Here is a 22,309-nt window from a genome sequence, read left to right on the forward strand (position 1 = left end):
CAATGGCGTTCGGGATTATCCTCCCGCATTAGAAAAAGGTCTCTCACAATACCGGATACCCGGTTTTGAAGGGAGGCGCGCGATGCACCCGGGAGGAGATAGAGATGATCCGCACGAACCGACGGACATTGCTAAGGACGGGCGCTGCCTTTGCAGGCGCCGCCACACTTGGGTTTCCCGCAATCGTGCGGGCCGAGGCCGAGAAGATCCGGATCGGGCACCTGACGCCGCTCACCGGATTCCTCGGCGTGATCGGCAGCTACGCGCAGCTAGGAGTGAAGCTCGCGGCGGAAGAGATCAACGCGTCCGGCGGCATCCTGGGCAAGCCAATCGACCTCCTCTCGGAAGACTCGATCAACCCCGCGACCGCCGCGACCAAGGCGCAGCGCATGCTGGAGCAGGACGGTGCGGTGGTCTTGCTGGGGGAGATTTCGTCCGCATCCTCGCTGACCATCATGCAGGTGGCCGAGCGCAACAAGAAGGTGTTCTTCTCGACCGGCGCGCGCTCGGACGCGCTGCGGGGCAAGAGCTGCAACAAATACTCGTTCCACTGCGACATCCCGAACACCGTGATGGTGAACGCGGTCGGCACGGCCCTGTCGCAACAGGGCATGGTGAAGGGAAAGAAGTTCTTCACACTCACGGCGGACTATATTTTCGGGCACGATCTTCTGAAGGCTGCAAAGATATTCTTCAGTACGCACGATGCGAACTTGATCGGCGACGAGCTGATCGCGACGGATGTCACCGATTTCAGCCCGTATCTGCTGAAAGTACGGCAGGCCAAACCCGACGTGGTCTGCTGCAATCTCGCCGGCAACCAGGTGACGAACCTCGTCAAGCAATATGCCGAGTTCGGCTTCCCTTACCCGCTGGTCGGATTCAATCTCAACACCGGCGATGCCTGGGCCGCGGGCGCGGGTAATCTCAGCGGCACCTGGCCGACGGTCTGGTATCACACGCTCGACAATCCGGCGTCGAAGGCCTTCGTCGCTTCCTTCACCAAGAAGTACGGCAAGCCGCCGGAGAACCATGCCTGGATCGACTACATCACGCTCAAGCTGCTGGCGGAAGCGATCAACTCGACAAAGTCGACCGCGAGCGACGAGCTGATCGCCTATTTCGAGAAGCAGGCGCAGTTCGACATCGGCAAGGCGCGCAAGGCCTACTTCCGCTCCTGGGATCACCAGCTGGTGCAGGAGGCCTATCCGTTCACGGTCAAGCCGAAAGACCAGATGAAGGACCAGTGGGACATGCTGGTGCTGGGCGATGCGGTTCCGGCGGCCAACGATCCGCTGGAGACGATCTACCCGACGAAGGAACAGAACCCCTGCGAGATGAAGGCCTGACGCGCCCGCGCGCGGCAAGGACGCAACATGCAGTTCGAGTTCTTGCTGGAACAGGTGGTGAATGGCCTCGTGCTCGGAGGCTATTACTTGCTCATCGCGCTGGGGCTGTCGCTGATCTTCTCCGTTGGCGGCATCGTCAACCTCGCGCATGGCGCCTTCTATGCGCTCGGCGCTTACATCTGCGTCGAGCTGACGAAGCGTCTCGGCTTCGGTCCCTCCTTAGCGATCTCGCCGCTCGCGGTCGCCCTGCTCGGCATTCTCTTTGAACGCTTCATCCTGCGCCGCTTCTACACGGCCGACCCGATTCTCAGCCTGCTCGTAACCTTCGGCCTTGCGATGGTCGCGGAACAGGCGATCCGCATGATCTGGGGCGCGGCGCCCGTCTCGACCGAGATCCCGCAGGGCTTTCGCGGCTCGGTGATCGTCGGCGACTTCCTGTTCTCGCGCTATCGGCTGCTGATCCTCGGCGTAGTTGCGGCGATCATGGTCGGCGTCTGGCTGCTGTTGCACAAGACTTCGTTCGGACGTGTCGTGCGCGCCGGCATCCAGCGGCCGGACATGGTCGCGGCGCTCGGCATTCGCCTTCAGCCCTACATGACCGCGATCGTGATGCTCGGCGTCGGGCTTGCCGCGCTCGGCGGCGCGTTCTTCGCGCCGATCACGACGGTACACCCTGCGATGGGCGCCGAGATCATGACCATAGCCTTTGTCGTCGTCGTGATCGGCGGGCTCGGCAGTTTCTGGGGCGTGCTCATCGCCGCGCTCCTCGTCGGCGTCGTGCGCGGTATCGCCATCCACTTTGAGCCGGCCGCGGGTGAAGCCTCGATCTACATCCTGATGTTCCTGGTGCTGTTGGTTCGGCCGCGGGGGCTGCTCGGCGAACGCATCGAGAAGTTCGAATGAGGAATGCCTCGACCATCGACCGGCTGAGGCCGCTGCTGATCGCGACCGCCGCGGTCATCGCGCTGCCGTTCCTGCTGCGCGCGCTCGACCTGTCACTCAACACCGGTACCTGGATGCTTGGCCTCGCCGTCGCCACGATGGGGCTCAATCTCTGCATCGGCTATACCGGCCTCGTCTCGTTCGGCCACAGTGCCTGGTTCGGCGTCGGCGCCTATGCGGCCGGGTTGATTCAGTTGCGTTTCTTCCCCGGCGAGATCTGGCTGCCGCTGTTGGGATCGATGGTCGTCGTCGCCATCGCATCCACCGTGACGGGCGTCCTGATCCTGCGCCGGCGTGGCGTCTATTTCTCGCTGCTGACGCTGGCGCTCGCAGCGCTCGTCTACACCACCGCCTTCCGCTGGACGAGCCTTACCGGCGGCGAGGACGGGCTCGGCGGGCTGCAGCGCGGCGGCATCGGACCAGTCGGCTTTGACAGCGCGCTCAACTACTACATCATGGTCGCGGCAACCGGCCTCGCGGTGCTCTACGTCCTGATGCGTCTGGTGCGCTCGCCGTTCGGGCATGTGCTGGTTGCGATCCGCGAGAACCAGTTGCGCGCGAACTTTCAAGGCTATCCCGTCGAGCATTACAAGCTCGTGGTGTTTGTCGTCTCGGCGGTCGTCACGGGCCTCGCTGGTGCGCTAATCGCGTTCTTGAACTATCTGGTCTCCGCCGAAGCCGTCTCGGTACCGTTCGCCGGAGAGCTGTTGGCGATGGTCGTGATCGGCGGCATGCGTAGCCTGCTCGGCCCCGCGCTCGGCGCTGTGTTCTTCATCCTGTTCCGAGAATTGTTCTCGATCTGGACGTCGGACTGGCTGTTCTGGTTCGGCCTCACCTTCGTGGCCTTCGTGATGTATTCGCCCGGCGGCCTCGTCGGCATCGGCGCGTTGATCATGCGACGCGTGCGTCCGCCTGCCGAGGAGACGGCCGCGATGAGCCGACGCAAGATCTATGACGGCCTGCCGCTGCCCGACTTCCTGCGGCCGGATACGTTGACGGGAACGGTGCTGGAGGTCAGCCACGTCTCGCGAAAGTTCGGCGGCATCCGCGCCGTGGAGAATGCCAGCCTCAAAGTCGCCGCCGGCGAAATCCACGCACTGATTGGGCCGAACGGCGCCGGCAAGACGACGCTGTTCAACCTGGTCTCCGGGCTTTACGCACCGGACCAGGGCACGATTCGTCTTCAGGGGCGCGACATCGCCGGGGTGCCAGCGAACCTTATCTGTCATCAGGGGCTGGCGCGCTCGTTTCAGATCACCAATCTGTTCCGCGGGCTCTCGATCTACGAAAACCTTCGCCTGTCGCTGCAAGCACGGCGCGCCATGCAGTTTGACATCTGGAACGATGTCGATGCCTACGGAGATATTCACGCGGAGACCGCGGCGCTGGTCAAATTCCTCGGCCTCGAAGGCATCGAAGAGATCGAGGGCGGCGAGCTCTCTTACGGCGGGCAGCGGCTGGTTGATCTCGGCATCGCGCTCGGCTCGAAGCCGCAGGTGTTGCTGCTCGACGAACCGCTCGCCGGCCTTGCCGCAGCCGAACGCGAGCGGGTGTCGAACCTCGTCAAGAACATCGCAGCTAACATCCCCGTGCTGATCGTCGAGCACGACATCGATCGTGTGCTCGGCTTCTCGCAGGTGGTCACCGTGATGAACCAGGGCGAGGTCCTGATGTCCGACTGCCCCGGCGCGGTCAGGGCCGATCGGCGGGTGCAGGAGATCTATACCGGCAAGGGCATTCCAGCCGTCGAACATCGGCGCGGTGACACGCCTGACAGCGACCGCGCAACCGTGCTGCGGCTCGATCGCGTCAACACGTTCTACGGCAAGAGCCACATCCTCAACGACGCTGCGCTCGACGTGCGCGAAGGCGAGATCGTCGCACTGCTCGGGCGCAATGGCGCGGGCAAATCAACGCTCCTGAAGACCATTGCCGGCCTCGTGCCGGCGGCGACCGGTAGCATCGCCTATCGTGGCGACGACATTGCCAGCCTCCCCGCACCTGACATCGCCCGTCGCGGCGTCGGCTATGTACCGCAGGGGCGCGGCCTGTTCGCCGGCATGACGGTGCGCGAAAACCTCGCGCTTGGGCGCCTCGCGCGCAAAACCGACGGCAGTGATGGCGTGGTCTGGGACGAAGAGCAGATCCTGCAGTATTTCCCACGTCTCAAGGAACGGATGAATATTGGAGCCGACTATCTCTCCGGCGGCGAGCAGCAGATGGTCGCGGTCGCCCGTGCGATGTCCGGCAATGTGCGCCTGCTGCTGCTCGACGAGCCGTTCGAGGGGCTAGCCCCTGCGGTGACGCTGGAGCTGTTCAAAGTTTTCGACCAGCTCCGCCGACAGATGTCGATTGTGATCGTCGAGCACAATCTCGATCTCGTGCTCGCACTAGCCGACCGCGTCTTCGCGCTGGAACACGGCGCGGTGTTCCACCAGGGCCCCGCTGCGCCGCTGCTCAACGATCTGAGCTACCGCAAGCAAATCCTGTGGCTGTGAGGGCTTACTCCTAGTTGACTTCGACACTAATTGCCGCTGCGCAAACTCCTCATCTTCCCTTGATTCCGGCGCATATCGAACCCCACCTTCGACTTTACTGCGTGGTAGGGCCGGGGACGCGACGCTGCGCGCAAAAACGGCGCGTGAGTTTGCCTCGATCAGGCAACAATCACGCGGCGCCGCTAAGATAGAGCCGCTTGACGATATCGTTGCCCCGCAATTCGTCCACCGAGCCGGCCGACACAACGATCTCACCATGGACAATGATATAGCCACGGCTGGCGATCCGGATCGCCTGATTGAAGTTCTGCTCCGCCATCAGCACCGTCAGGCCGAGATGCTGATTGAGCTCACCTATCTTGGTGATCGTCTGCGAGACCAGGAGCGGTGAGAGACCCACCGAAGGTTCGTCGACCAATAACAACCGTGGTGATGACATCAGGGCACGTGCAATCGCCAGCATCTGCTGTTGCCCGCCCGACATGGTGCCCGCCAGTTGCCCCTGCCGCTCCTTGAGAACGGGAAACGTCTCGAAAGCGACCGCCAGGTTGCGGTCTATATTGCGCCTGGCGGCCTTGCGGAACGCACCGAGCATCAGGTTTTCCAGCACGGTCAACCGAGGGAACAACCGCCGGCCTTCTGGAACCATCGCTACGCCGAGGTCGACGATGTCTTCGGTCGAAAGACGGGACAGATCGTGCGCGGCTCCGTCAATCGTCAATGAGATGACGCCACGTTGCGACCGCACCAGGCCCGCGATGCACTTCATGAGCGTGCTCTTGCCGTTGCCGTTGGTGCCGAGCAAGGCAACGGTTTCGCCGGCCTCAACATGGAGCGAAACGCCGCGCAGCGCCTTCACAGCGCCGTAACCCGCATCGAGGTCATTGATGGCAAGGCTAAGTGCCAAGATAGGCCTCCTGCACCCGTTTGTCGGCCATGACTTCGGACGGCGCTCCGATTGCGATGATCCGGCCGGCATCAAGACACATGACGCGCTCAGAGAAGCGCATCACTGCCTGCATGATGTGCTCAATCATGATGATGGTGATGTCCCGGCTTGCAAGGCTCAACAGCAGGTCCAACACCTCGTCGACTTCCGAGCTGGAAAGACCCGCCATGGCCTCGTCCGAAATCAGCAGCTTGGGGTGCGTTGCCATCGCACGCGCGAGCTCCATCTTGCGTAATTCCACCTGACTGAGCTGCGTGGCCAAGACGTTGACCTTCGACCCTAGCCCCATTTGATCCAGGATCGACATCATGGTGTCCCGGCGCTGCGTCACAGACACGTGCTCGTGCGCGGCGAAGTCGAGTGCGACCATGAGATTTTCGGCAACCGTCATGCTCCGGAACGGCCGCGGAATCTGGAAGCTGCGGGCAATCCCGCGGCGCGTGCGCAGGTGCGGCTGGAGCGGCGTAATGTCCTCATCGCGAAACAGGATGGTGCCGGGTTCAGTGCGAAACGCCCCGGAAATGCAGTTGATCAGGGTTGTCTTGCCCGAACCATTCGGACCGATCAGGCCGAACCGCTCGCCGGGCCGAATATCGACGCTGACACGGTGGAGCGCTGTGAACCCGCCAAAGCGCTTCGTGAGCGCGCAAATCCGTAGCAGCGGCGCCTGGGTCTCGGAGAGGGTCATATCTCACCCTCCTTTCGGTGGCCGCGCAGCTTATTGATCAGGCCGACGATACCCTCCGGGGCGCCCACGACGAACAGCACCAGCATCAAGCCAAGCACCAGCAAATTAACTTCCGACGAGATTGTGACGGTCAGCACTTGCTGCGTCGTGCCCAGCAGGATCGCACCGATGATGGGTCCTGCCCAATGCGCGGTTCCACCGATCAGCGACATCGCCAACGTCGTGACGGAGTAATTGAGATTGAACGCCGACCCGGGGTCCGCGTATTGCAGGTACATCGCAGCGGGGGCGCCGATGGCGCACATCAGCGCCCCTGAGATCACGCAGGCGAGCAGCTTCAACCGCAAGGTCGGCACGCCCGAGCATTCGGCCGCAAGTTCGTCGTCCCTGAGCGCCTGCAAGCCGCGGCCGATCCACGAGTTCTGGATGTAGCGCGAGATCGCAACCGCCAGGACCACGAGGACGGCTTGGACGAAGAATAGCATCTGCACATAGCTGTCGAACGGCGAAGTCACCGCTGGCCGCTGGATCTGAATACCCGCCGCTCCACCGACATATCGCCAGTTCGTGATCGTCGTCTCGATGACGATCGTCAACGCAATCGTCGCGATCGAGAAGAAGATGCCCTGCATGCGAAGCGTCAGAAGACCGAGCGCGAGCCCCATGAGCGCGCCGACCGCGGCGCCCGTCAGGATCTGAAGGGGAAGCGGCGCGCCAAAGGCACTCACCATAAACACCGAAGCATAGACACCAACGCCGTAAAACGCGCTAGTGCCGAAATTCACATACCCAGCATAACCGCCAAGGATACTCCAAGCGACGGCGAGCGCGATGGACTGCAGGATGACGTAGCCCGCGAAGAACGGATATTGGTTTGCGACGACCTGCGTCATCACAAGGACGGCAGCGAGAAAGACGACCGCTCCGATCCAGAAAGCAATGTCGTTGCGTTTCATGATCGCCTGCCAAACAGGCCCTGTGGCCGTACAGCCAGAATGCCGAGCAACATCGCAAAGGATATCGCCGGAGCCCAGGAGGCGCCGAACAGGGTAAGGACAATCGACTCGGCAACGCCCAGAATGATGGCGGCGACGAGTGTGCCTCCGAGGCTGCCGAGCCCCGCCATCACCACGACGCAGAATGTTCGTCCGATATAGGCGCGGTCGAGCGTCGGATCGACAGGAGCGACGATGATGAGCAACGCACCGGCGATCCCGAGCACGGCCGTGGCGATGCCGAAGGCCCATTGCTTGACCTTGATCGGGTTGGCGCCCATCAACCGCAGCGCCTCCTGATCTTGCGCCACCGCGCGGATGGCGCGGCCCATGAAGGTCCGCGACAGATATAACGTGAGCAACATGGTCAATGCAGTCGCGACAGCGAAGGCAACGAGAAGCCGGTACGGAACGCGGATATCACTGAGCCGCCATGCCTTGCCGATATAGCTGGCGGTGACGGAGCGTTGATCGACGCCGAATTGCAGAATGATCAGCACCTCGATGATGAAGGCGATGCCGAAGAAGAAGGCAATGCCGCGCACGCTGGCGTCGCTGCCCCGCTTCTCGAACGTCTCGTAGTACAGGCGATACGCCGCAAGCCCTAGCAGGAAGAATATCGGCGTGATCAGCAGCCCGGCAACCAGTGGATCAACCGCATAGTTCTCGTTTAGGAAATACACCGCATAGGACGCCAGCACCAGAAACGCCGGATGCGCGACATGGGGAACATCGAGCAATCCAAACGATACGGACAGCCCGAGGCTGACCGCTCCGTAAAAGCAGCCGAGCAGCACCCCGATCACCACCGCATCGAGCAGCAGATCCAGTGAAAACAATTGCGGTCCCCCTTAGCCCGGCTCAAGAAGCGCTCCCGAACGGCCCGCGCTGGTATTCGAACTTACGAGCCCGGGACGACATTTTCCCGGGCAGCCTCGACATGCGTCGCCTATGTCCGCGCCGCCTCAAACGGAGCCACCAGCTCGCCGGACTTTAGATTGTCAGGAAACAGGATCACCTGTTTGCCCGCGCTACGAAACTGTTCGATGTTCTTGTCCACGATGCCACGGAACTGAGCCTGCAGCACTGCTGTTTCCTTACGCTCGCCATCGGCCGAAAACGCGATCGGACCGACGATGGTCTTGTGTGTGTTTTCGCGCAGATGCTTTGCGAGTGCTTTTTGATCCAGCGATCCCACGGCACTGATGGCCTGCTCGGTGAGCTGGCCGCTGGCATAGCCGAACGGCGCCAGATAATAGCCGAGCGGGTCGATCTTCGCTTCCACAGCCCGCTTGGTGTACTTGTCGAAGAACTCCTTGGTTCCCTCAAAGTACATGCTTTTCTCGGGAAGCCAGGTGTTGTAGTTGACAACGCCGTTGAGCAGCGAGCCCATATTCTCCATCACGGCGCCAAACTGAAGGCCGACCATGCCGCCGCCGAAAACCTTGACGCTGTCGCCGATGCCGATCTCGTTGACGGCACGCAGGACGCCGGTCGAGTCCGGCGGATAGGACGCGACGTAAACGATGTCGGGCTTGGTCGCCTTGAGCGCGCGGATGATGCTGGAAAACTCAACCGTGTTTGGCGGATAGGCCTGGTCGAACACGATCGGCAAGTTGCGCTTGGTCGCGACCTCGCGCGCGGTCTTCGCCAGATTCTGCGCGAATTCCTGGTCAGCCGAAAGCAGCGCCATGGATTTGCCGCCGGCCTTCTGGCCGATATCGAGATACGAGGTCGCCCAGCTGTCAGCTGGTCCCCACGGGGCATTGTTGAACCACATATCGTGGCCGACCTTGCTGTTGACCTGGAAAGAGAAGTTGCCGATCAGCAGAAGCCCACGCTGTTTGACCATCGGCATGATCGGCGCCGTCGGTACCGTCGCGTAGGGCGCGAACAAGAGATCGACCTTGTCGATATCGATCAGCTTCGAATAGATCGCTGGCGTCTCCGAGGCGCTCGACTTGTCGTCATAGACCACCAACTCCACCTTGCGGCCGCCAAGCAGCCCACCTTTGGCGTTGACGTCGTCCCGCCAGATCTCGATGCCGAGCAGCGACGCCTTGCCGCCGCCCGCGAGGCCACCGGTTTGCGGCATGCTCATGCCAATCTTGATCGGAGCCGCGTGCGCCTGCAACAGGTTTGCACCGAGCGGCGAAGCAGCAATCGCTGCACCCGCGGACGCCAACAGGCGACGACGCGAGATCGATCCTGGCTTGGACACCTTCTTCGACATAAGCAGTTTCCTCCCTGGTATATTGTTGTTTGGCGTGATCTTGTTTGGCCAGCAGCGCCCCTCGTCAGATTTTCTTCAGAGCCGTCAGGATAACCTGCGGTGTCAGGGGAATCTCGGTAATTATTGTTTCGAACGGTGTGAGCGCGTCGTTGACCGCGTTGGTCACCGCCGCTGCCGCCCCGGCGGTGCCCGCCTCGCCCGCGCCCTTGGCGCCGAGCTCGGACTCGCGCGTCGGCGAGACCACATGGCCGACGTCGATATCGGGCATTTCGCCGGACATCGGCACCAGATAATCGGCCATGTTGGCATTGGTGAGCTGTCCGCGATCGTCATAGATGCATTTTTCAAACAGCGCCGCGCCGAGCCCCTGCACCACTCCGCCCCTGATCTGCTCGTCGACCAGTTGCGGGTTGATGATGGTGCCGCAATCCTCGACCACCCAATGCCTCAGCAATTTGACGAAGCCGGTGTCGGTATCGACCTCGACCCAGGCGGCCTGAACGCCGTTGGTGAAGGCAAACGGATACTCCCGGGGAACGAAGTGCCTCGTCGCCATCAGTTCGGGCTGGATGCCTGGCGGCAAGGTGTCGGGACGGAAATAGACGATGCGCGCGAGCTCGTTCAAATCGATGCGCGGCGTACCGTCGCTAGCGCTAACTACTACATTGTTCACGATATCGAGCTCGGCCGGGCTCGCTTGCAGGATGGCGGCGGCCACATCGAGGATATTTTGGCGCAGGACCTTTGTCGCCTGCAACGCCGCCTCGCCGCCAATGCCAGCACCGCGCGACGCCCAGGTGCCGCCGCCGTAAGGCGTCATGTCGGTATCACCGAGGACGACGCGGACGCGGTCCATGGAAACGCCGAGTACACTGCCCACGATTTGCGCCGTGAGCGACTCCGAGCCCTGCCCCTGTTCGGTGATGCTAGTCAGGCAGATCACCGAGCCTTGTGCATCTAACCGCACCGCGACGCCGTCCTGGGATGATATCCTGGCTCCGCCAACCCCGTAGAACGCAGCGCTCGGATTGGTCACCTCAATGAAGCTCGCTATGCCGATGCCGCGAAAGATGCCGTCCTTGCGCAACCTGGCCTGCTCGGACCGCAGCGCCTGGTAGTCCATCATCTCGACGATCTTGGTCAGCGACGCGTGATGCGACAACTGCTCGAACCGCAGCCCCGATGGCGAGGTACAGGGGTAAGCGTCGTCAGCGATCAGATTGCGGCGGCGGATCTCCACCGGGTCCATGCCGATTTCCAGCGCGGCAAGATCGACCAGCCCCTCCGTCACCGAACAGGCAATGGGATGGCCGACCGCACGGTACTGGCACATCACATTCTTGTTCTGAAATACCACCCGCGCCCGCGCTCGATAATTCTTGTTGCTGTAGGGGCCGCCGACGAGGTTAACGACCTGGTTGGCCTCGATGGCGCTGGTGCGCGGATACATCGAATAGGGACCGATCCCGGTCAAATCGTCGATCTCGAACGCCGTGATGGTACCGTCGCGCTTAATTCCGATCTTGCCCTTACAGCGATGATCGCGGGCGTGGATGTCGGTATTGAAGCTCTCGACGCGATCAGCCACGAATTTGACGGGGCGACGTAGCATCTTCGCCAGCGCATAGGTCGCCATCTCGTCGGCGTAGATGTGCACCTTGATGCCGAAGGAGCCGCCGACATCCTTGCAGACGACGCGAACCTGAGAATCCCGCAGCCCCAGATGCAGCGCCGCGATGTTCTGCACCATGTGCGGGGCCTGGGTGCCCTGATGGATCGTGAGCCGCGCTTCGGCGGCATTCCAACTGGCAACGACGGACCGCGGCTCCAGTGTCACGCCGGTGTGCCGGCCGAAGACGAAATCGGCTTCCACCACCGCATCGGATTCGGCAAAGGCCTGATCCACGGCGCCTGCCTCGTGAATACGCTCGAACGCGAGATTGTCGCCGAGCGAAGCATGAATGATCGGTGTCGCCGGATCCAGCGCCGTGCGCATGTCGGTGGCAGCTTCGAGCTCCTCGTACTGGACCGCAACATGTTCCGCGGCATCCTCGGCCGCCGCGCGGCTCGTCGCCACGATGGCCGCCACCGCCTCACCCTGCCAGCAGACCCGACCGACGGCGATCGCCGATTGCGGCGCGGATTTCAGGCCCTTGAGATGCGAGAGAACGCCGACCCAAGGCGTGATGACGGCGGCAAGCTCCTCGCCCGTCACGACCGCGATCACGCCCGACATCTGCTTGGCCGGGGCGACATCGATGTTTACGATCTTCGCATGTGCATGCGGCGAGCGCAGGAACACGACATGCGCCATTCGCGGCAGCTCGAGATCGCTGACATAGCTGCCGCGTCCCTGCAGAAGCCGGTCGAGATTCGGCCGCGGCACCGTCTTGCCGATATAGGAGTTCGGCCGGTCCAGCACCGACAGCCTTTCGGGATTGGTGCGGATCGAGCTCATACCTTCAGCTCCATCCGCATCTGCGCCGTCGTTTCGACTGCGTCGATGATAGCCTGGTAACCGGTGCAGCGGCAGTAATTGCCCGAAAGATGCTCACGGATTTCGTCGCGTGCGGGCATCCGCTTCTCGCGCAACAGATCCTGCGCCGCCATCAGCATGCCCGGCGTGCAAAAGCCGCACTGCAGTGCATTGCGGTCGCGAAACGCCGCCTGCAGATCGGCGATCTCGCCGGAATCGGACAAGCCCTCGATCGTCTCGACTACGGTGTCGTTCGCTTGCACCGCCAGCATCAGACAGGAACGCACGATCTCGCCGCCGACGCGGACCGTGCAGGCGCCGCACACACCATGCTCGCATCCGAGATGCGTGCCCGTCAGTTTGAGATGCTCGCGCAGGAAATCCGCAAGGTTGAGCCGCGGCAGGACATGCGCTTCGACGCGCTCGCCGTTCACCGAGAGCGAGATCGCTACGGGAGCCGTCACGCAACGCCTCCAATTTGGAGATCCGGACGTTTCAGCAGCGAAGCCATACACCGCGTCAGCAATATTCGTGCGAGATGCCGGCGCATGGCCGGCGTCGCCTGCTGATCCTCATGCGGATCAAGCTCGTCTGAAAGCGCATCGGAGGCCTCAGCCAGTAGCGCCGGCGTGACGGTAACACCAGTCAGTTTGCCAGCGGCCTCCGCCAGAACGGGCCTGTCGCCGACAGCGAAATAGCCGAGCCGGAGGGCGGCGAACCGGTCGCCCTCCAGCACAGCCTGCGCCGCAAGGCCCGTGATCGCATAGTCGCCGTGCCGCCGGGCAAACTCCTGGAAGAAATGCGCCGAGCCACTGTCGGCCACCGGCAGTTCTACGGCGACCAGCAGGTCCTGCGGGGCGAGCTGCGTCTCGTAAATCCCTCTGAAAAACTCCTCCGCGGCGATCCGCCGCTCGCCGCCGGGCCCGCGCACCACGATGGAGGCACCCAGCGTCAGCATGCAGGCGGGCAGCTCGGATGCGGGATCGGCTTGCGCAAGGCTGCCGCCAATGGTCCCCCGGTTGCGAATTGCGGGGTGCGCGATATGCGCCACCGCGGCGGCAAGAAGCGGCGCGCATTTCACAATGTCGGATGATTTTAGGAGGTCGGCATGGCGGGTCAGCGCGCCGATGACGAGCGTCTCGCCCTCGATCACGATCCCGCGCAATTCGGCGAGTCCGCCGATATCGACAATCACCTCCGGCGCGACGAGCCGCAGATTCATTGCGGGAATCAGGCTTTGCCCGCCCGAAAGCACCCTCGCCTTCTCACCGTGGACGGCAAGCAGCTCCAGCGCATTAGCAACACTGGTCGCGCGTGCGTATGCGAAAGCCGAGGCTTTCATTCAGGCAAGTCCCTCCCCGGCCCTGCTCTTCTGCTTTTCACGAATTAGAGGGTCGGACTTTACAAAGGTCAAGCTACTTGATTTTGCAGTCCTATCGACTTTCGGACTTGCCCTGTTCGAGCTGCCGACGCACGCTCACGCCAAACAAGAATGTCGGGGAGCCGCAGAAACATGAAACTCGGGTTCTTCACGATGCCGATCCATCCCCTGGACAAGGATTGGCGGCAATCCTTGCAGGAGGACCGGGAAGCCTTCCTGCTGGCAGATGAGCTCGGATTTTCGGAAGCCTATGTCGGCGAGCACGTCACCGATCGCGCCGAAAACATCACGTCTTGCATCGCTTTCATCGCCTGGCTTGCCGCCGCCACCAAGCAGATCAAGCTCGGCACCGGCACGGTCAACATGCCGAACAGCCATCCGGCCGCAATCGCCGCCTCCATCGCGATGCTCGACCACATGCTTGACGGCAGGCTGATCTTCGGCATCAGCCCGGGCGGCCTGCTGTCGGACGCCGAGCTGTTCGGTAATCTCGAGGCCGATCGCAATGCGATGTTTTTAGAGGCGATCAACCAGGTGCTGGCGATCTGGGACAGCAAGCCGCCCTATAATCTCGCGGGGAAATACTGGAACATCTCGGTCGAAAAAACCCTGATCGAGGACATCGGCCAGGGCTTTATCGCAAAGCCACTGCAGCGCCCGCATCCGCCGATCGTGGTCACTGCCGTCGCGCCCTTCTCCAAAGGCGTCACCGAAGCGGCAGCACGCGGCTGGGAACCGATTTCCGCCAACTTCCTGATGCCGGCCTGGGTGAAGAGCCACTGGCCGAAATATATCGAGGGCTGCGAGCGCGTCGGCCGTCCGGCCGATCCCGCCAACTGGCGCGTGGCCAAAAGCGTCTTCGTCGCCAAGGACGCCGCGACCGCCAAGGCTTATGCCACTGATCCGAATGGACCTTACGTCTATTACTATCGCTCGCTCTTTACCAAGCTGAAGCGAAATGGGCGCATCGAGCTGTTCAAGACCCGGCGCGACCAGCCCGACGACGAAGTGACGCTGGAGAGCATCTGCGAAAAACTCATTATCTACGGCACACCGGAGAGCGTCGCCGATCAATTGCTGGATTTCCAGGAAGAAGTCGGCAGCTTCGGCACATTCCTCTACGCCGGCAAGGACTGGCGCGACCGCGAGCTCGGCCGCCGCTCCATGATCCTGATGGCAGAGCAAGTCATGCCGCGCGTCAACGCCGCCTGCGCCCGAAGCCGCGACGCCGCAGGTTGAGCGCAATGGCTATCACCGATCGGATCCCCTATCTGGCGCAGGTCGATCGCCCGAAACTCAAGTTGCCCGGCGGTAAGCGGCTCGCCGTCTGGGTCATCCTCAATGTCGAGGAATGGCGGATCGAAAACGCCATGCCTCGTACTGTGCTGTCACCACCCATGGGGCAGCCGCTGTTGCCCGATGTGCCGAACTGGTCTTGGCACGAATACGGCATGCGCGCGGGTTTCTGGCGCCAGTTCAAGGCGCTCACCGAGCGTAATATCCCGGTAACGCTCGCCATCAACGGCAATGTCTGCAACTCCTACCCCCGTATCGCCGGCGCCGCGCTGGAAGCAGGCTTCGAGTTCATGGGCCATGGCTTCCTGCAGGGGCCGATGCACAAGCTCGACGACCAGGCCAACGCGATCAAGCGTGCGGTCGATACCATCTCCAAGTTCGCCGGCAAGCCGCCGCGCTCATGGGAGAGCCCGGGCCTCACTGAGACCGAGGCAACGCTCGACCTGCTCCGCCTTAACGGCATCGAATACGTCGCGGACTGGGTGATCGACGATCTGCCGCAGGAAATCGCCACTCCACACGGCACGATCACAACCATCCCCTATTCGGTGGAGACCAACGACATTGTCATTCATGCGCTACAGCATTTGCCGTCCGAGCAGTTTTTGAAACGCTGCACCGACCAGTTCGATCGCCTTTATCTCGAGGGCGCCGAGAATGCACGGGTGATGGCGATCTCGATCCATCCTTACATCACCGGCGTGCCACACCGGATCAAATATCTGGAGGCGCTGCTCGACCATGTCATCCGCCATGATGGCGTAGCCCTGATGACCGCAAGTGAAATCGGCGACTGGTACCGCGCCGAGATGGCGAGGACATAGCGCTGGTCGAGTTCGACTGGCTCGGATCCGGGGTCGTTCCGTGGCCTGAAACGATGTCTCACGCGCCACATACGGTCATACGACCATCTGCATCGATCAGGCGCGCCTGGACATTCGGACGGGCCGCGACGATATCCATAATTCGAGGAATGGCCATCAGACTAAACGCGGTCGAGAGGGCGTCTGCTTCGGTTGCGCTCGGCGCGACCACGCTGACCGTTCGATAGAGGGACGGACTGCATCCCGTTTTTGGGTCGAAGAGGTGCGTAAACCGACCGGCGATGTCGAACCGGAATCCAGCGCCGGCCGTTGTCGCGACGGCGCGGTCGACGAGATCAATCGTCTCAGTGAGCGCGCCAGGTCGGTCCGGGTCTGCGAGACCAACACGCCACGGCGCGCCCTCGGGTCGCCGCCCGATTGCGCGTATTTCTCCCATATTGACGAGGGTCGTCGACAAGCCCGCCATTCGCAGTTTCTCGACGACTTTGTCGGTCGCAAATCCCTGCGCGATGCCGTTCAGAGTAACCGCAGCGCCACGTTGCGTCAGAGCAATGCGATCTGGCCTCACCAGCAGCCCGCGGTGGCCGACCCTTGCCATCACTTCAGCAAGCTTCTCCTGCGGCGGGCCGCTCGGATCCGAATGCTCCGAAGAAAAATGGTCGGCATAGAGCCGCCATAGCGGTTGAACGGTTGGATCGAATGCGCCGCCGGTCAACTCGCCAAAGGCCAACGACGCATCCAGCAAAGCTACCATGTCCGGATCCGGCGCGACGAGAATGCCGGTGCGGTTGAGCGTGCATATCGCGGAGTCTTGACGATACAAGCTGAATTGCTGCTCCAGCCGGCGCACGTCGAGAAGACAGCTTTCGACCAATCGCGCGGCTTCGACACGGTCCGGATGATATATCTCCATCGAGACTTGAGCCCCGAGCGCCGAACCGTGCCAGCTGACCGCCTCTCCTGCTCGAGCGGTGCGGGAGCCGCTCACGAAAGCCGAACCGAGCGCCGTCGCCGTGATTGCTATCATCCGCCGCCGCGTGAGACCTGGATTGTGCATCATCGAGATCCTCAGTTGAGCCTGACATCGCCGCGATCATGTTCGACGGAGCCGCCCACTGTGTCACTCCCCAGCACGTAGGCGCCAGGAATTTCAGCGAGCGTCACCACTCGCCCACCATTGTCGGCAGCGAACCCATCGGCTGCCGAACGGTTGCCGAACGGCACCGCCTCCGCCGCACCCATGCCGCCTTGCTTGTGGCTTTGGATCACGAAAAACGCTTTCCGCGCGTCGATCCAGTTCGTCGCGCCGGGGTCGTCCCAACTCGCCGCGTGGCCCATGTCCGAGACGTAGATCGCCCGGATGTCACGCGGCTGATCCGGCATCAACGTGAACGCCACGGTATCGCGAACGGAGGTGAACCAAAACGGATCGATGCGACCCGCCGTGATGATCTGCCCCTTAGGTCCGGGATGCTCCATCAGGTTCATGCCGCAAAAGACGCCCATCGCATCACGGGTCAGGGGGAATGGTGCCGGCATGCTGGTGTTGCCCGCGTCCCGATTGCAGCCAACGAGAAGCAGCGCAGCGACGATCATCGCACCCACGGATCTTCGGGTCATAATTCCCTCCGTGCGAAGAAGGTTGTCGCAAGTCCGAGCGGCGCCACGATCCAGACCAGCAGCCCGAGCAACAGCGCCGTAATGCCGGTAGTCGCCGATCCAGACAGCCCGGCCATGCCGGAAAACTGGCTCACATTGAAGCCGGTGAGATTCGCCAGACGATAAAGATCAGTAGGATTGAGAAACAGAAGCCATTCCAGGACCGTTGCCGAGATACTCTGTCCCTGGTCGATCACCAGGATGCCAAGCAGCGCCATGTCGAACACCAACACCATCAAAAGCCAGATTCCGACCGACAGGCCCGCGGCGGTGCCGCGGTCACGGACCAGACTGCTGATCAGATATCCTATCGCCACGAATACGGCCCCAAGCATGATCGATGTTCCAAGCATCGAAGCGAAGGCGTACCAGCTTGCCGCTAGTACAGAGGCGCCGGTGATCGCGAGCGCGGCTGCGGCCGCGCCGTAACCGAGGATCGTCGCGAAGGCGAGGATCAGAACATGGCCGCAGAATTTGCCGAGAATGACCTGGCCGCGACCTACCGGGTAGCTCAGCAGCAGGATCATCGTGCCCCGCTCCATTTCGCCGACCACTGCATCGTGCGAGATTAGAAGTGCGATAAGCGGCAACAGAAAGATCGTCAGGCTGGACAGGCTGACAACCACCACGTCGAGGGCGCCGGCGCCTACATTGCCGGTCGGAGCGCTGCCGAGAAACGTCAGCGATAAGGCAAGAGCGGCCAGTAGCAGCGTGGTCGCCAATACCCAGCGGTTCCGCAGGCCTTCCTGGATCTCCTTGAAAGCGATGATTGCGACCGTCCTCATGCGGCCCGCTCCTGCGTCTTGAGAAAGTGTGCGTAGAGATCATCGAGGGTCGGCACCGCAATTTCGATATCTTTGACACGAGGATCGTTCGCAACCGCGCGCAACAGATCCATCTTCCCCTTTTCGTCAGCCACCAGCACGGTCCTGCGGCCCGCGGCTGAAATGGTTTTGTCCCCAATCGGAGCGGCAATTGCGTTATCGGTGCCGGCTGCTAGATCGAGCGAGACCCGGATCGGCAACTGCGAGAGCGAGCGAAGCTCCGCCAATGTGCCTTGCACGACCAGCCGGCCGCGGTTCATGATTAGAACATGCTCCGCGCGATCTTCGAGTTCGTTGAGCGCATGAGACGAAATCAGGACGGTGGCGCCCCCGTCCCGCAATTCGCTCAGAATCTCGTAAAATGTCTGCCGCAGTGCCGGATCGAGCCCCGTGGTCGGCTCATCGAGCAGCAGCACGCGTGGCTGCCCGAGCAGCGCTTGGGCCAGACCTAATCGCTGCCGCATGCCCTTAGAATAGGTTCCGACACGACGATCGGCGGCATCACTCAATCCGACGCGGTCGAGCAGCGCCCATGCCGAGGCCGGCCTGATCCGCTTCAGACGCGCATAGAACGCCAGCGTCTCGCGCCCCGTGAGGGCCGCGTTGAACGCGACGTTCTCAGGAAGATAGCCTAGAAGCTGGCGTGCCGAAAACTCGCCCGCCGCTGGATCCTGCCCCATCACGCGAATTTCGCCGCGGTCGGAGCGGATCAAACCGAGCATCAATTTGATCAGCGTGGTCTTGCCAGCGCCATTGTGGCCCACAAGCGCACTCAGCCGCCCGGGGACGAGAGCGAACGAGACGTCGCGGAGCGCACGCACGTTGCGATAGCTTTTGTCGACACCGGTCACCGACACGGTAGCGGTCATCTGGGACTCCGTTCGGGCGAGGGCTTCGGTGGCGGCGCGACCAGCGGATGGCTATCGACGACACCGCCGGGATAAAGAGCCGGGAACTGCGCCTGCGCCCAGCGCAAGACCTGCACCGCCGGGCTGTTGATCAAGACTTTGGCGGACGGCGCCGTCCACAGCACGCGATCGACCAGATCATTGGGCCGATAAGCGGTGTCGGCAATCCCGTCACCGTTCAGGTCGAACGCCGGGTTGTCGCTCCAGTAATTGCCACGACCACCCTTTGACCAGTCGAGATCGCGCGTACCGACGTATTTCACCTGGTTGCGATTGCCGACGAAGGCATTGCCGGAAATCTCGTTACCTTCCGAGCCGGCGGTGAAGTGGACGCCGATGCCGCAGTGTTCGAACCAGTTATTGCGGAACTTGTTGTGGTTGGTGTTGTAGATGAACACACACTTTTCCGGCCCGCTGCGGACGTCACGCGTCGGCGTTATGTCGAGGACCATCTCCTTTTCATCTGGCGCACCTTCGCTGCTGACTGCAACATTATTTTCCAGCGGTCCGCCAACGACTCGGTTGCCGTCGATCTCGGCGTAGTTGGCGTAGTTGAACAGTATCCCGTAGTCCCGGTCGCGATCCGAGATGTTGTTCCGGATCACCAGTCGGTTCGAATACATGATGGCATAGCCCACGGTATTACGGATGGAAACGTTGCCGAGGACCTCGCTGTCGTTGGTGTACATGTAGTGCACCGCGAAGCGCACCTGCTCGAAACGGTTGTTGATGAAATGGTCCTTGCGGCTGCTGATCGTGAAGATGCCGTCTCGGCCATAACGGAAGGTGTTTTCCGCGATGGTGACGTCAGGCGCGTTCCAGAGCGACACGCCATTCCCGCTCTCGCTGCGGCGGCCCTCGCGCAATCCTTCGATGACGTTGCGCTCGACGCGAGAGCCTGCTGCGCCGTGAACATAGATGCCGAACAGGTTTCCTTCCAGGCGGTTGTTTTCGATCACCGCACGCTCTGCGGTCTTCTCGAGAAATATCCCTGAATTCATGGCCTGAAGATCGCGGCCGGAGTCCCTGATGGTGATGCCGCGGATGGTGACTTCCGGTGCGGCCACAGTAATGACATTGCCGGAACCGACACCACTGAGTACGGCATCAGATCCTCCAGTCAAGACGAGCCGACGGTCAATCGTGATCCCACCCTTGTAAAGGCCGGGCTCTAGCTTGACGACGTCGCCTTCCTGCGCGCGGTCCAGCACCGCCTGGAGCGGCTGGTCCGCGACAGCTTTCAGCTCCGCCGCGGTGGCGGAACCAAGAACCCCGGCGGCAACGATAGCCGCCGGAATGAGTCGTTGCAGGAGGCGCACGTTCTGTCCTCGTTCAGACCATCTTGGGTTCGACAAACATCCGGCCCTTCATCTCCATATGCATGGCATGACAGAACCAGGAGCAGTAATACCAGTACACGCCGGGCCTATCCGCGGTGAACGAGACCGAGGCTGTCGCCATCGGCGCAACCTCCATCTGGATGCCGTAGTTCACGATGCAGAAGCCGTGAGTCAGGTCCTCTACGGCGTCGATGTTGGTGACATAGACGGTCACCTGATCGCCCTGCTTGACCTGGAAGGTCTCGAGGCCGAACGCGGGCGCGGTCGACGTCATGTAGACACGGACCTTGTTGCCGTCGCGGACCACCTTGGAGTCAGCTTCGAGATCGACCCCGTCGGCCTTCGCCTGCCTCACCGCATCCGCGAACATCGGATCGGCTCGGTCCCAGATCGAGATCGGGTTGATCTTGGAGCGATGAACGATCGTTGCATCGTGCGGCTCGGCGAAGCTCGGACCGTCGTGGACGAGAATCATCTTGTCACCCGATATGTCGATCAGCTGATCGTTCTCCGGCTTCAGCGGACCGACATTGAGAAAGCGGTCCTTGGAGAACTTGTTCAGGGAGATGAGCCACTTTCCGTCGGCTTCCTTGGTCTGGCCCATGGAGGAGTGGTTGTGACCAGGCTGATAGTGAACGTCGAGCTTCTGGATGATGGGATCGACCTTCTCGCCCTTGAAGGCGCGTTTTGCGAGGTCGATGTTCCACTTGCAGACTTGGCTGTCGAGGAACAGCGTCGTGTAGGCGTTGCCTTTGCCATCATAGGCGGTATGCAGTGGTCCGAGGCCAAGTTCTGGTTCGGCCACGACGACGTCGCGCGGCTTGATCTTGTCGTCGAACAACTGATCGAACAGCCGGACGTCCATCACCGTGACGGTCGGCGACAGCTTTCCAGCCGCGACGATATGGATACCATCGGGCGCGGTGTTCATGCCGTGCGGATTGTTCGAGACCGGGACGTAGCGCGTGTAGGGCGAGCCCTTGCGGCCATCGAGCACCGGAACGCCGTTCATTTCCTTGAAGTCGCCCTTTTTTACGCCCTCTTCGATCCGCTTGAGGTTGAAGATAACGACCCAATCCTGCTCCTTGGCCGTCATCTCGGCCAGATTCACGCCTTCCTCCGAATTGTAGCAAGTCGAGAATGCGTATTTGCCCTGGTAGTCGGCATCGACGTTGTCGAGATTGCCGTCGACGATCACCTGCCAGGCCACTTTCATGGTATCGCCGTCCAGAGCCGTGAAGATCGCATGGTATTCCTTCGGCTTGTCGAGCACCTTGCCGTCGTTCGGGAGCGGTACGCCGTCCTCACCGTTGCAGAACACGTATCCTGTGCGGGGATACTTTTGCACTCGAAGACCATGGACGGTATGCTGGTTAGGCAGCTCAATGATTTTGTCGCACTTCATCACGTCAAGGCGCACACGCGCGACCCGGGTATTGGCCTTGTCGTTCATAAAGGCGTATCGGCCGTCATAGGTACCATCGGTAAACGAGATATGCGGGTGATGCAGATCGCCGTTCATGAACGTGCCGCCGCGGTTCTTGAGCAATTCGCGGGTCGTTGGCTGCAACCCTTCAGTCAGCACCTTCAGACTTTCATTGGTCAGTCCCCATCCCGTAGCGCTGCAGCGATTGAACACGGGAACGCGCATCAGTTCGCGCATCGAGGGCAAGCCAACGATGCGCATTTCGCCGGATTGGCCGCTGGAAAAGAACACGTAGTATTCGTCCAATTCGCCTGGCGCCACCTCGGTCTTTTGCACCGCGGTCCGCGCCGCCGGCGCCCTTGGTGCCGCGTTGGTCTGCGCGTCCGCAGCCGCAACGAGGCCGCGGCCGTCGCTCGACAGGCCGACCCCGCCTGCAATGCCTACACCGGCAGCCGCAGCCGTGGTCCCCAACAACGTGCGTCGGCTGACGGATTTTCCATTCTTGTTCTCACTCATGATAG

The 22,309-nt window shown here is 61.8% G+C and carries 19 protein-coding genes; 5 read left to right on the plus strand and 14 right to left on the minus strand.

The window, feature by feature from the left end; genetic code table 11:
- Positions 1-104 precede the first annotated feature (104 nt).
- The 3 genes from L6637_RS06485 to L6637_RS06495 are packed head-to-tail and all read left to right on the plus strand — an operon-like array spanning position 105 to position 4,789.
- Positions 105-1,349 carry an ABC transporter substrate-binding protein gene (locus L6637_RS06485; protein WP_237858874.1) on the plus strand — a complete coding sequence of 415 codons (1,245 nt, stop codon included), beginning with the start codon at positions 105-107 and terminating at the stop codon, positions 1,347-1,349.
- A 27-nt stretch (positions 1,350-1,376) separates the two neighbouring features.
- The gene (locus L6637_RS06490) at positions 1,377-2,252 is read left to right on the plus strand and encodes a branched-chain amino acid ABC transporter permease (protein WP_237858875.1); all 876 of its coding nucleotides are present in this window, start codon (positions 1,377-1,379) and stop codon (positions 2,250-2,252) included.
- Positions 2,249-4,789: a branched-chain amino acid ABC transporter ATP-binding protein/permease gene (locus L6637_RS06495; RefSeq protein ID WP_237858876.1), complete on the plus strand. Its 2,541-nt coding sequence runs from the start codon at positions 2,249-2,251 to the stop codon at positions 4,787-4,789. The genes L6637_RS06490 and L6637_RS06495 overlap by 4 nt, the downstream gene beginning before the upstream one ends.
- Before the next feature lie 169 nt (positions 4,790-4,958).
- On the opposite strand, the gene L6637_RS06500 is transcribed toward L6637_RS06495, so the two are convergent.
- The 8 genes from L6637_RS06500 to L6637_RS06535 all read right to left on the minus strand — a co-directional run bounded on the left by L6637_RS06500 (position 4,959) and on the right by L6637_RS06535 (position 13,472).
- The gene (locus L6637_RS06500) at positions 4,959-5,696 is read right to left on the minus strand and encodes an ABC transporter ATP-binding protein (protein ID WP_237858877.1); all 738 of its coding nucleotides are present in this window, start codon (positions 5,694-5,696) and stop codon (positions 4,959-4,961) included.
- Positions 5,686-6,426 (minus strand): ABC transporter ATP-binding protein, encoded by a 741-nt coding sequence (locus L6637_RS06505; protein WP_237858878.1) that lies wholly within the window; start codon positions 6,424-6,426, stop codon positions 5,686-5,688. The genes L6637_RS06500 and L6637_RS06505 overlap by 11 nt, the downstream gene beginning before the upstream one ends.
- Positions 6,423-7,382, minus strand: a complete 960-nt coding sequence (locus L6637_RS06510; RefSeq protein ID WP_237858879.1) for a branched-chain amino acid ABC transporter permease — start codon at positions 7,380-7,382, stop codon at positions 6,423-6,425. The genes L6637_RS06505 and L6637_RS06510 overlap by 4 nt, the downstream gene beginning before the upstream one ends.
- A complete protein-coding gene (locus L6637_RS06515; RefSeq protein ID WP_237869665.1) occupies positions 7,379-8,260 on the minus strand; it encodes a branched-chain amino acid ABC transporter permease in 882 nt (293 codons plus the stop codon). The genes L6637_RS06510 and L6637_RS06515 overlap by 4 nt, the downstream gene beginning before the upstream one ends.
- A 110-nt stretch (positions 8,261-8,370) precedes the next feature.
- Positions 8,371-9,654 (minus strand): amino acid ABC transporter substrate-binding protein, encoded by a 1,284-nt coding sequence (locus L6637_RS06520; RefSeq protein ID WP_237869666.1) that lies wholly within the window; start codon positions 9,652-9,654, stop codon positions 8,371-8,373.
- Positions 9,655-9,718: 64 nt separating this feature from the next.
- A complete protein-coding gene (locus L6637_RS06525) occupies positions 9,719-12,112 on the minus strand; it encodes a xanthine dehydrogenase family protein molybdopterin-binding subunit (protein WP_237858883.1) in 2,394 nt (797 codons plus the stop codon).
- Positions 12,109-12,594, minus strand: a complete 486-nt coding sequence (locus L6637_RS06530) for a (2Fe-2S)-binding protein (protein WP_237858884.1) — start codon at positions 12,592-12,594, stop codon at positions 12,109-12,111. Before L6637_RS06530 ends, L6637_RS06525 begins: the two co-directional genes overlap by 4 nt.
- On the minus strand, positions 12,591-13,472 hold the full coding sequence (locus L6637_RS06535; RefSeq protein WP_237858885.1) for an FAD binding domain-containing protein: 882 nt from the start codon (positions 13,470-13,472) through the stop codon (positions 12,591-12,593). Before L6637_RS06535 ends, L6637_RS06530 begins: the two co-directional genes overlap by 4 nt.
- Positions 13,473-13,643: 171 nt before the next feature.
- Here L6637_RS06535 and L6637_RS06540 point away from each other — a divergent pair, with 171 nt between their 5' ends.
- Complete coding sequence (locus L6637_RS06540) at positions 13,644-14,750, plus strand: LLM class flavin-dependent oxidoreductase (RefSeq protein WP_237858886.1); 1,107 nt, start codon at positions 13,644-13,646, stop codon at positions 14,748-14,750.
- Between the two features lie 5 nt (positions 14,751-14,755).
- Positions 14,756-15,631 (plus strand): polysaccharide deacetylase family protein, encoded by an 876-nt coding sequence (locus L6637_RS06545; protein WP_237869667.1) that lies wholly within the window; start codon positions 14,756-14,758, stop codon positions 15,629-15,631.
- Positions 15,632-15,689: 58 nt separating this feature from the next.
- Here the strand turns inward: L6637_RS06545 and L6637_RS06550 are convergent, their stop codons facing one another.
- From L6637_RS06550 to nosZ, 6 genes are read right to left on the minus strand one after another with little or no spacing between them, the layout of a single operon-like run.
- Complete coding sequence (locus L6637_RS06550) at positions 15,690-16,688, minus strand: FAD:protein FMN transferase (RefSeq protein WP_237859423.1); 999 nt, start codon at positions 16,686-16,688, stop codon at positions 15,690-15,692.
- Between the two features lie 11 nt (positions 16,689-16,699).
- Positions 16,700-17,227 carry a nitrous oxide reductase accessory protein NosL gene (locus tag L6637_RS06555; RefSeq protein WP_377802685.1) on the minus strand — a complete coding sequence of 176 codons (528 nt, stop codon included), beginning with the start codon at positions 17,225-17,227 and terminating at the stop codon, positions 16,700-16,702.
- A 20-nt stretch (positions 17,228-17,247) separates the two neighbouring features.
- On the minus strand, positions 17,248-18,075 hold the full coding sequence (locus tag L6637_RS06560; protein WP_237858891.1) for an ABC transporter permease subunit: 828 nt from the start codon (positions 18,073-18,075) through the stop codon (positions 17,248-17,250).
- Positions 18,072-18,983, minus strand: a complete 912-nt coding sequence (locus L6637_RS06565; protein WP_237858892.1) for an ABC transporter ATP-binding protein — start codon at positions 18,981-18,983, stop codon at positions 18,072-18,074. Before L6637_RS06565 ends, L6637_RS06560 begins: the two co-directional genes overlap by 4 nt.
- Positions 18,980-20,341 (minus strand): nitrous oxide reductase family maturation protein NosD, encoded by a 1,362-nt coding sequence (locus L6637_RS06570; RefSeq protein ID WP_237858893.1) that lies wholly within the window; start codon positions 20,339-20,341, stop codon positions 18,980-18,982. Before L6637_RS06570 ends, L6637_RS06565 begins: the two co-directional genes overlap by 4 nt.
- A 13-nt stretch (positions 20,342-20,354) precedes the next feature.
- On the minus strand, positions 20,355-22,304 hold the full coding sequence (nosZ, locus tag L6637_RS06575; protein WP_237858894.1) for a TAT-dependent nitrous-oxide reductase: 1,950 nt from the start codon (positions 22,302-22,304) through the stop codon (positions 20,355-20,357).
- Positions 22,305-22,309 lie beyond the last annotated feature (5 nt).

It is taken from the genome of Bradyrhizobium zhengyangense, assembly GCF_022012435.1.
GTDB classification, from domain to species: domain Bacteria; phylum Pseudomonadota; class Alphaproteobacteria; order Rhizobiales; family Xanthobacteraceae; genus Bradyrhizobium; species Bradyrhizobium zhengyangense.

What these genes read in the sequence shown, in the direction of transcription:
- L6637_RS06485 (WP_237858874.1), top strand. Translation starts at nt 105, where the DNA reads ATGATCCGCACGAACCGACGGACATTGCTAAGGACGGGCGCTGCCTTT.
- L6637_RS06490 (WP_237858875.1), top strand. Translation starts at nt 1,377, where the DNA reads ATGCAGTTCGAGTTCTTGCTGGAACAGGTGGTGAATGGCCTCGTGCTC.
- L6637_RS06495 (WP_237858876.1), top strand. Translation starts at nt 2,249, where the DNA reads ATGAGGAATGCCTCGACCATCGACCGGCTGAGGCCGCTGCTGATCGCG.
- L6637_RS06505 (WP_237858878.1), bottom strand. Translation starts at nt 6,426, where the DNA reads ATGACCCTCTCCGAGACCCAGGCGCCGCTGCTACGGATTTGCGCGCTC.
- L6637_RS06510 (WP_237858879.1), bottom strand. Translation starts at nt 7,382, where the DNA reads ATGAAACGCAACGACATTGCTTTCTGGATCGGAGCGGTCGTCTTTCTC.
- L6637_RS06520 (WP_237869666.1), bottom strand. Translation starts at nt 9,654, where the DNA reads ATGTCGAAGAAGGTGTCCAAGCCAGGATCGATCTCGCGTCGTCGCCTG.
- L6637_RS06525 (WP_237858883.1), bottom strand. Translation starts at nt 12,112, where the DNA reads ATGAGCTCGATCCGCACCAATCCCGAAAGGCTGTCGGTGCTGGACCGG.
- L6637_RS06535 (WP_237858885.1), bottom strand. Translation starts at nt 13,472, where the DNA reads ATGAAAGCCTCGGCTTTCGCATACGCACGCGCGACCAGTGTTGCTAAT.
- L6637_RS06540 (WP_237858886.1), top strand. Translation starts at nt 13,644, where the DNA reads ATGAAACTCGGGTTCTTCACGATGCCGATCCATCCCCTGGACAAGGAT.
- L6637_RS06545 (WP_237869667.1), top strand. Translation starts at nt 14,756, where the DNA reads ATGGCTATCACCGATCGGATCCCCTATCTGGCGCAGGTCGATCGCCCG.
- L6637_RS06550 (WP_237859423.1), bottom strand. Translation starts at nt 16,688, where the DNA reads ATGCACAATCCAGGTCTCACGCGGCGGCGGATGATAGCAATCACGGCG.
- L6637_RS06555 (WP_377802685.1), bottom strand. Translation starts at nt 17,227, where the DNA reads ATGATCGTCGCTGCGCTGCTTCTCGTTGGCTGCAATCGGGACGCGGGC.
- L6637_RS06560 (WP_237858891.1), bottom strand. Translation starts at nt 18,075, where the DNA reads ATGAGGACGGTCGCAATCATCGCTTTCAAGGAGATCCAGGAAGGCCTG.
- L6637_RS06565 (WP_237858892.1), bottom strand. Translation starts at nt 18,983, where the DNA reads ATGACCGCTACCGTGTCGGTGACCGGTGTCGACAAAAGCTATCGCAAC.
- nosZ (WP_237858894.1), bottom strand. Translation starts at nt 22,304, where the DNA reads ATGAGTGAGAACAAGAATGGAAAATCCGTCAGCCGACGCACGTTGTTG.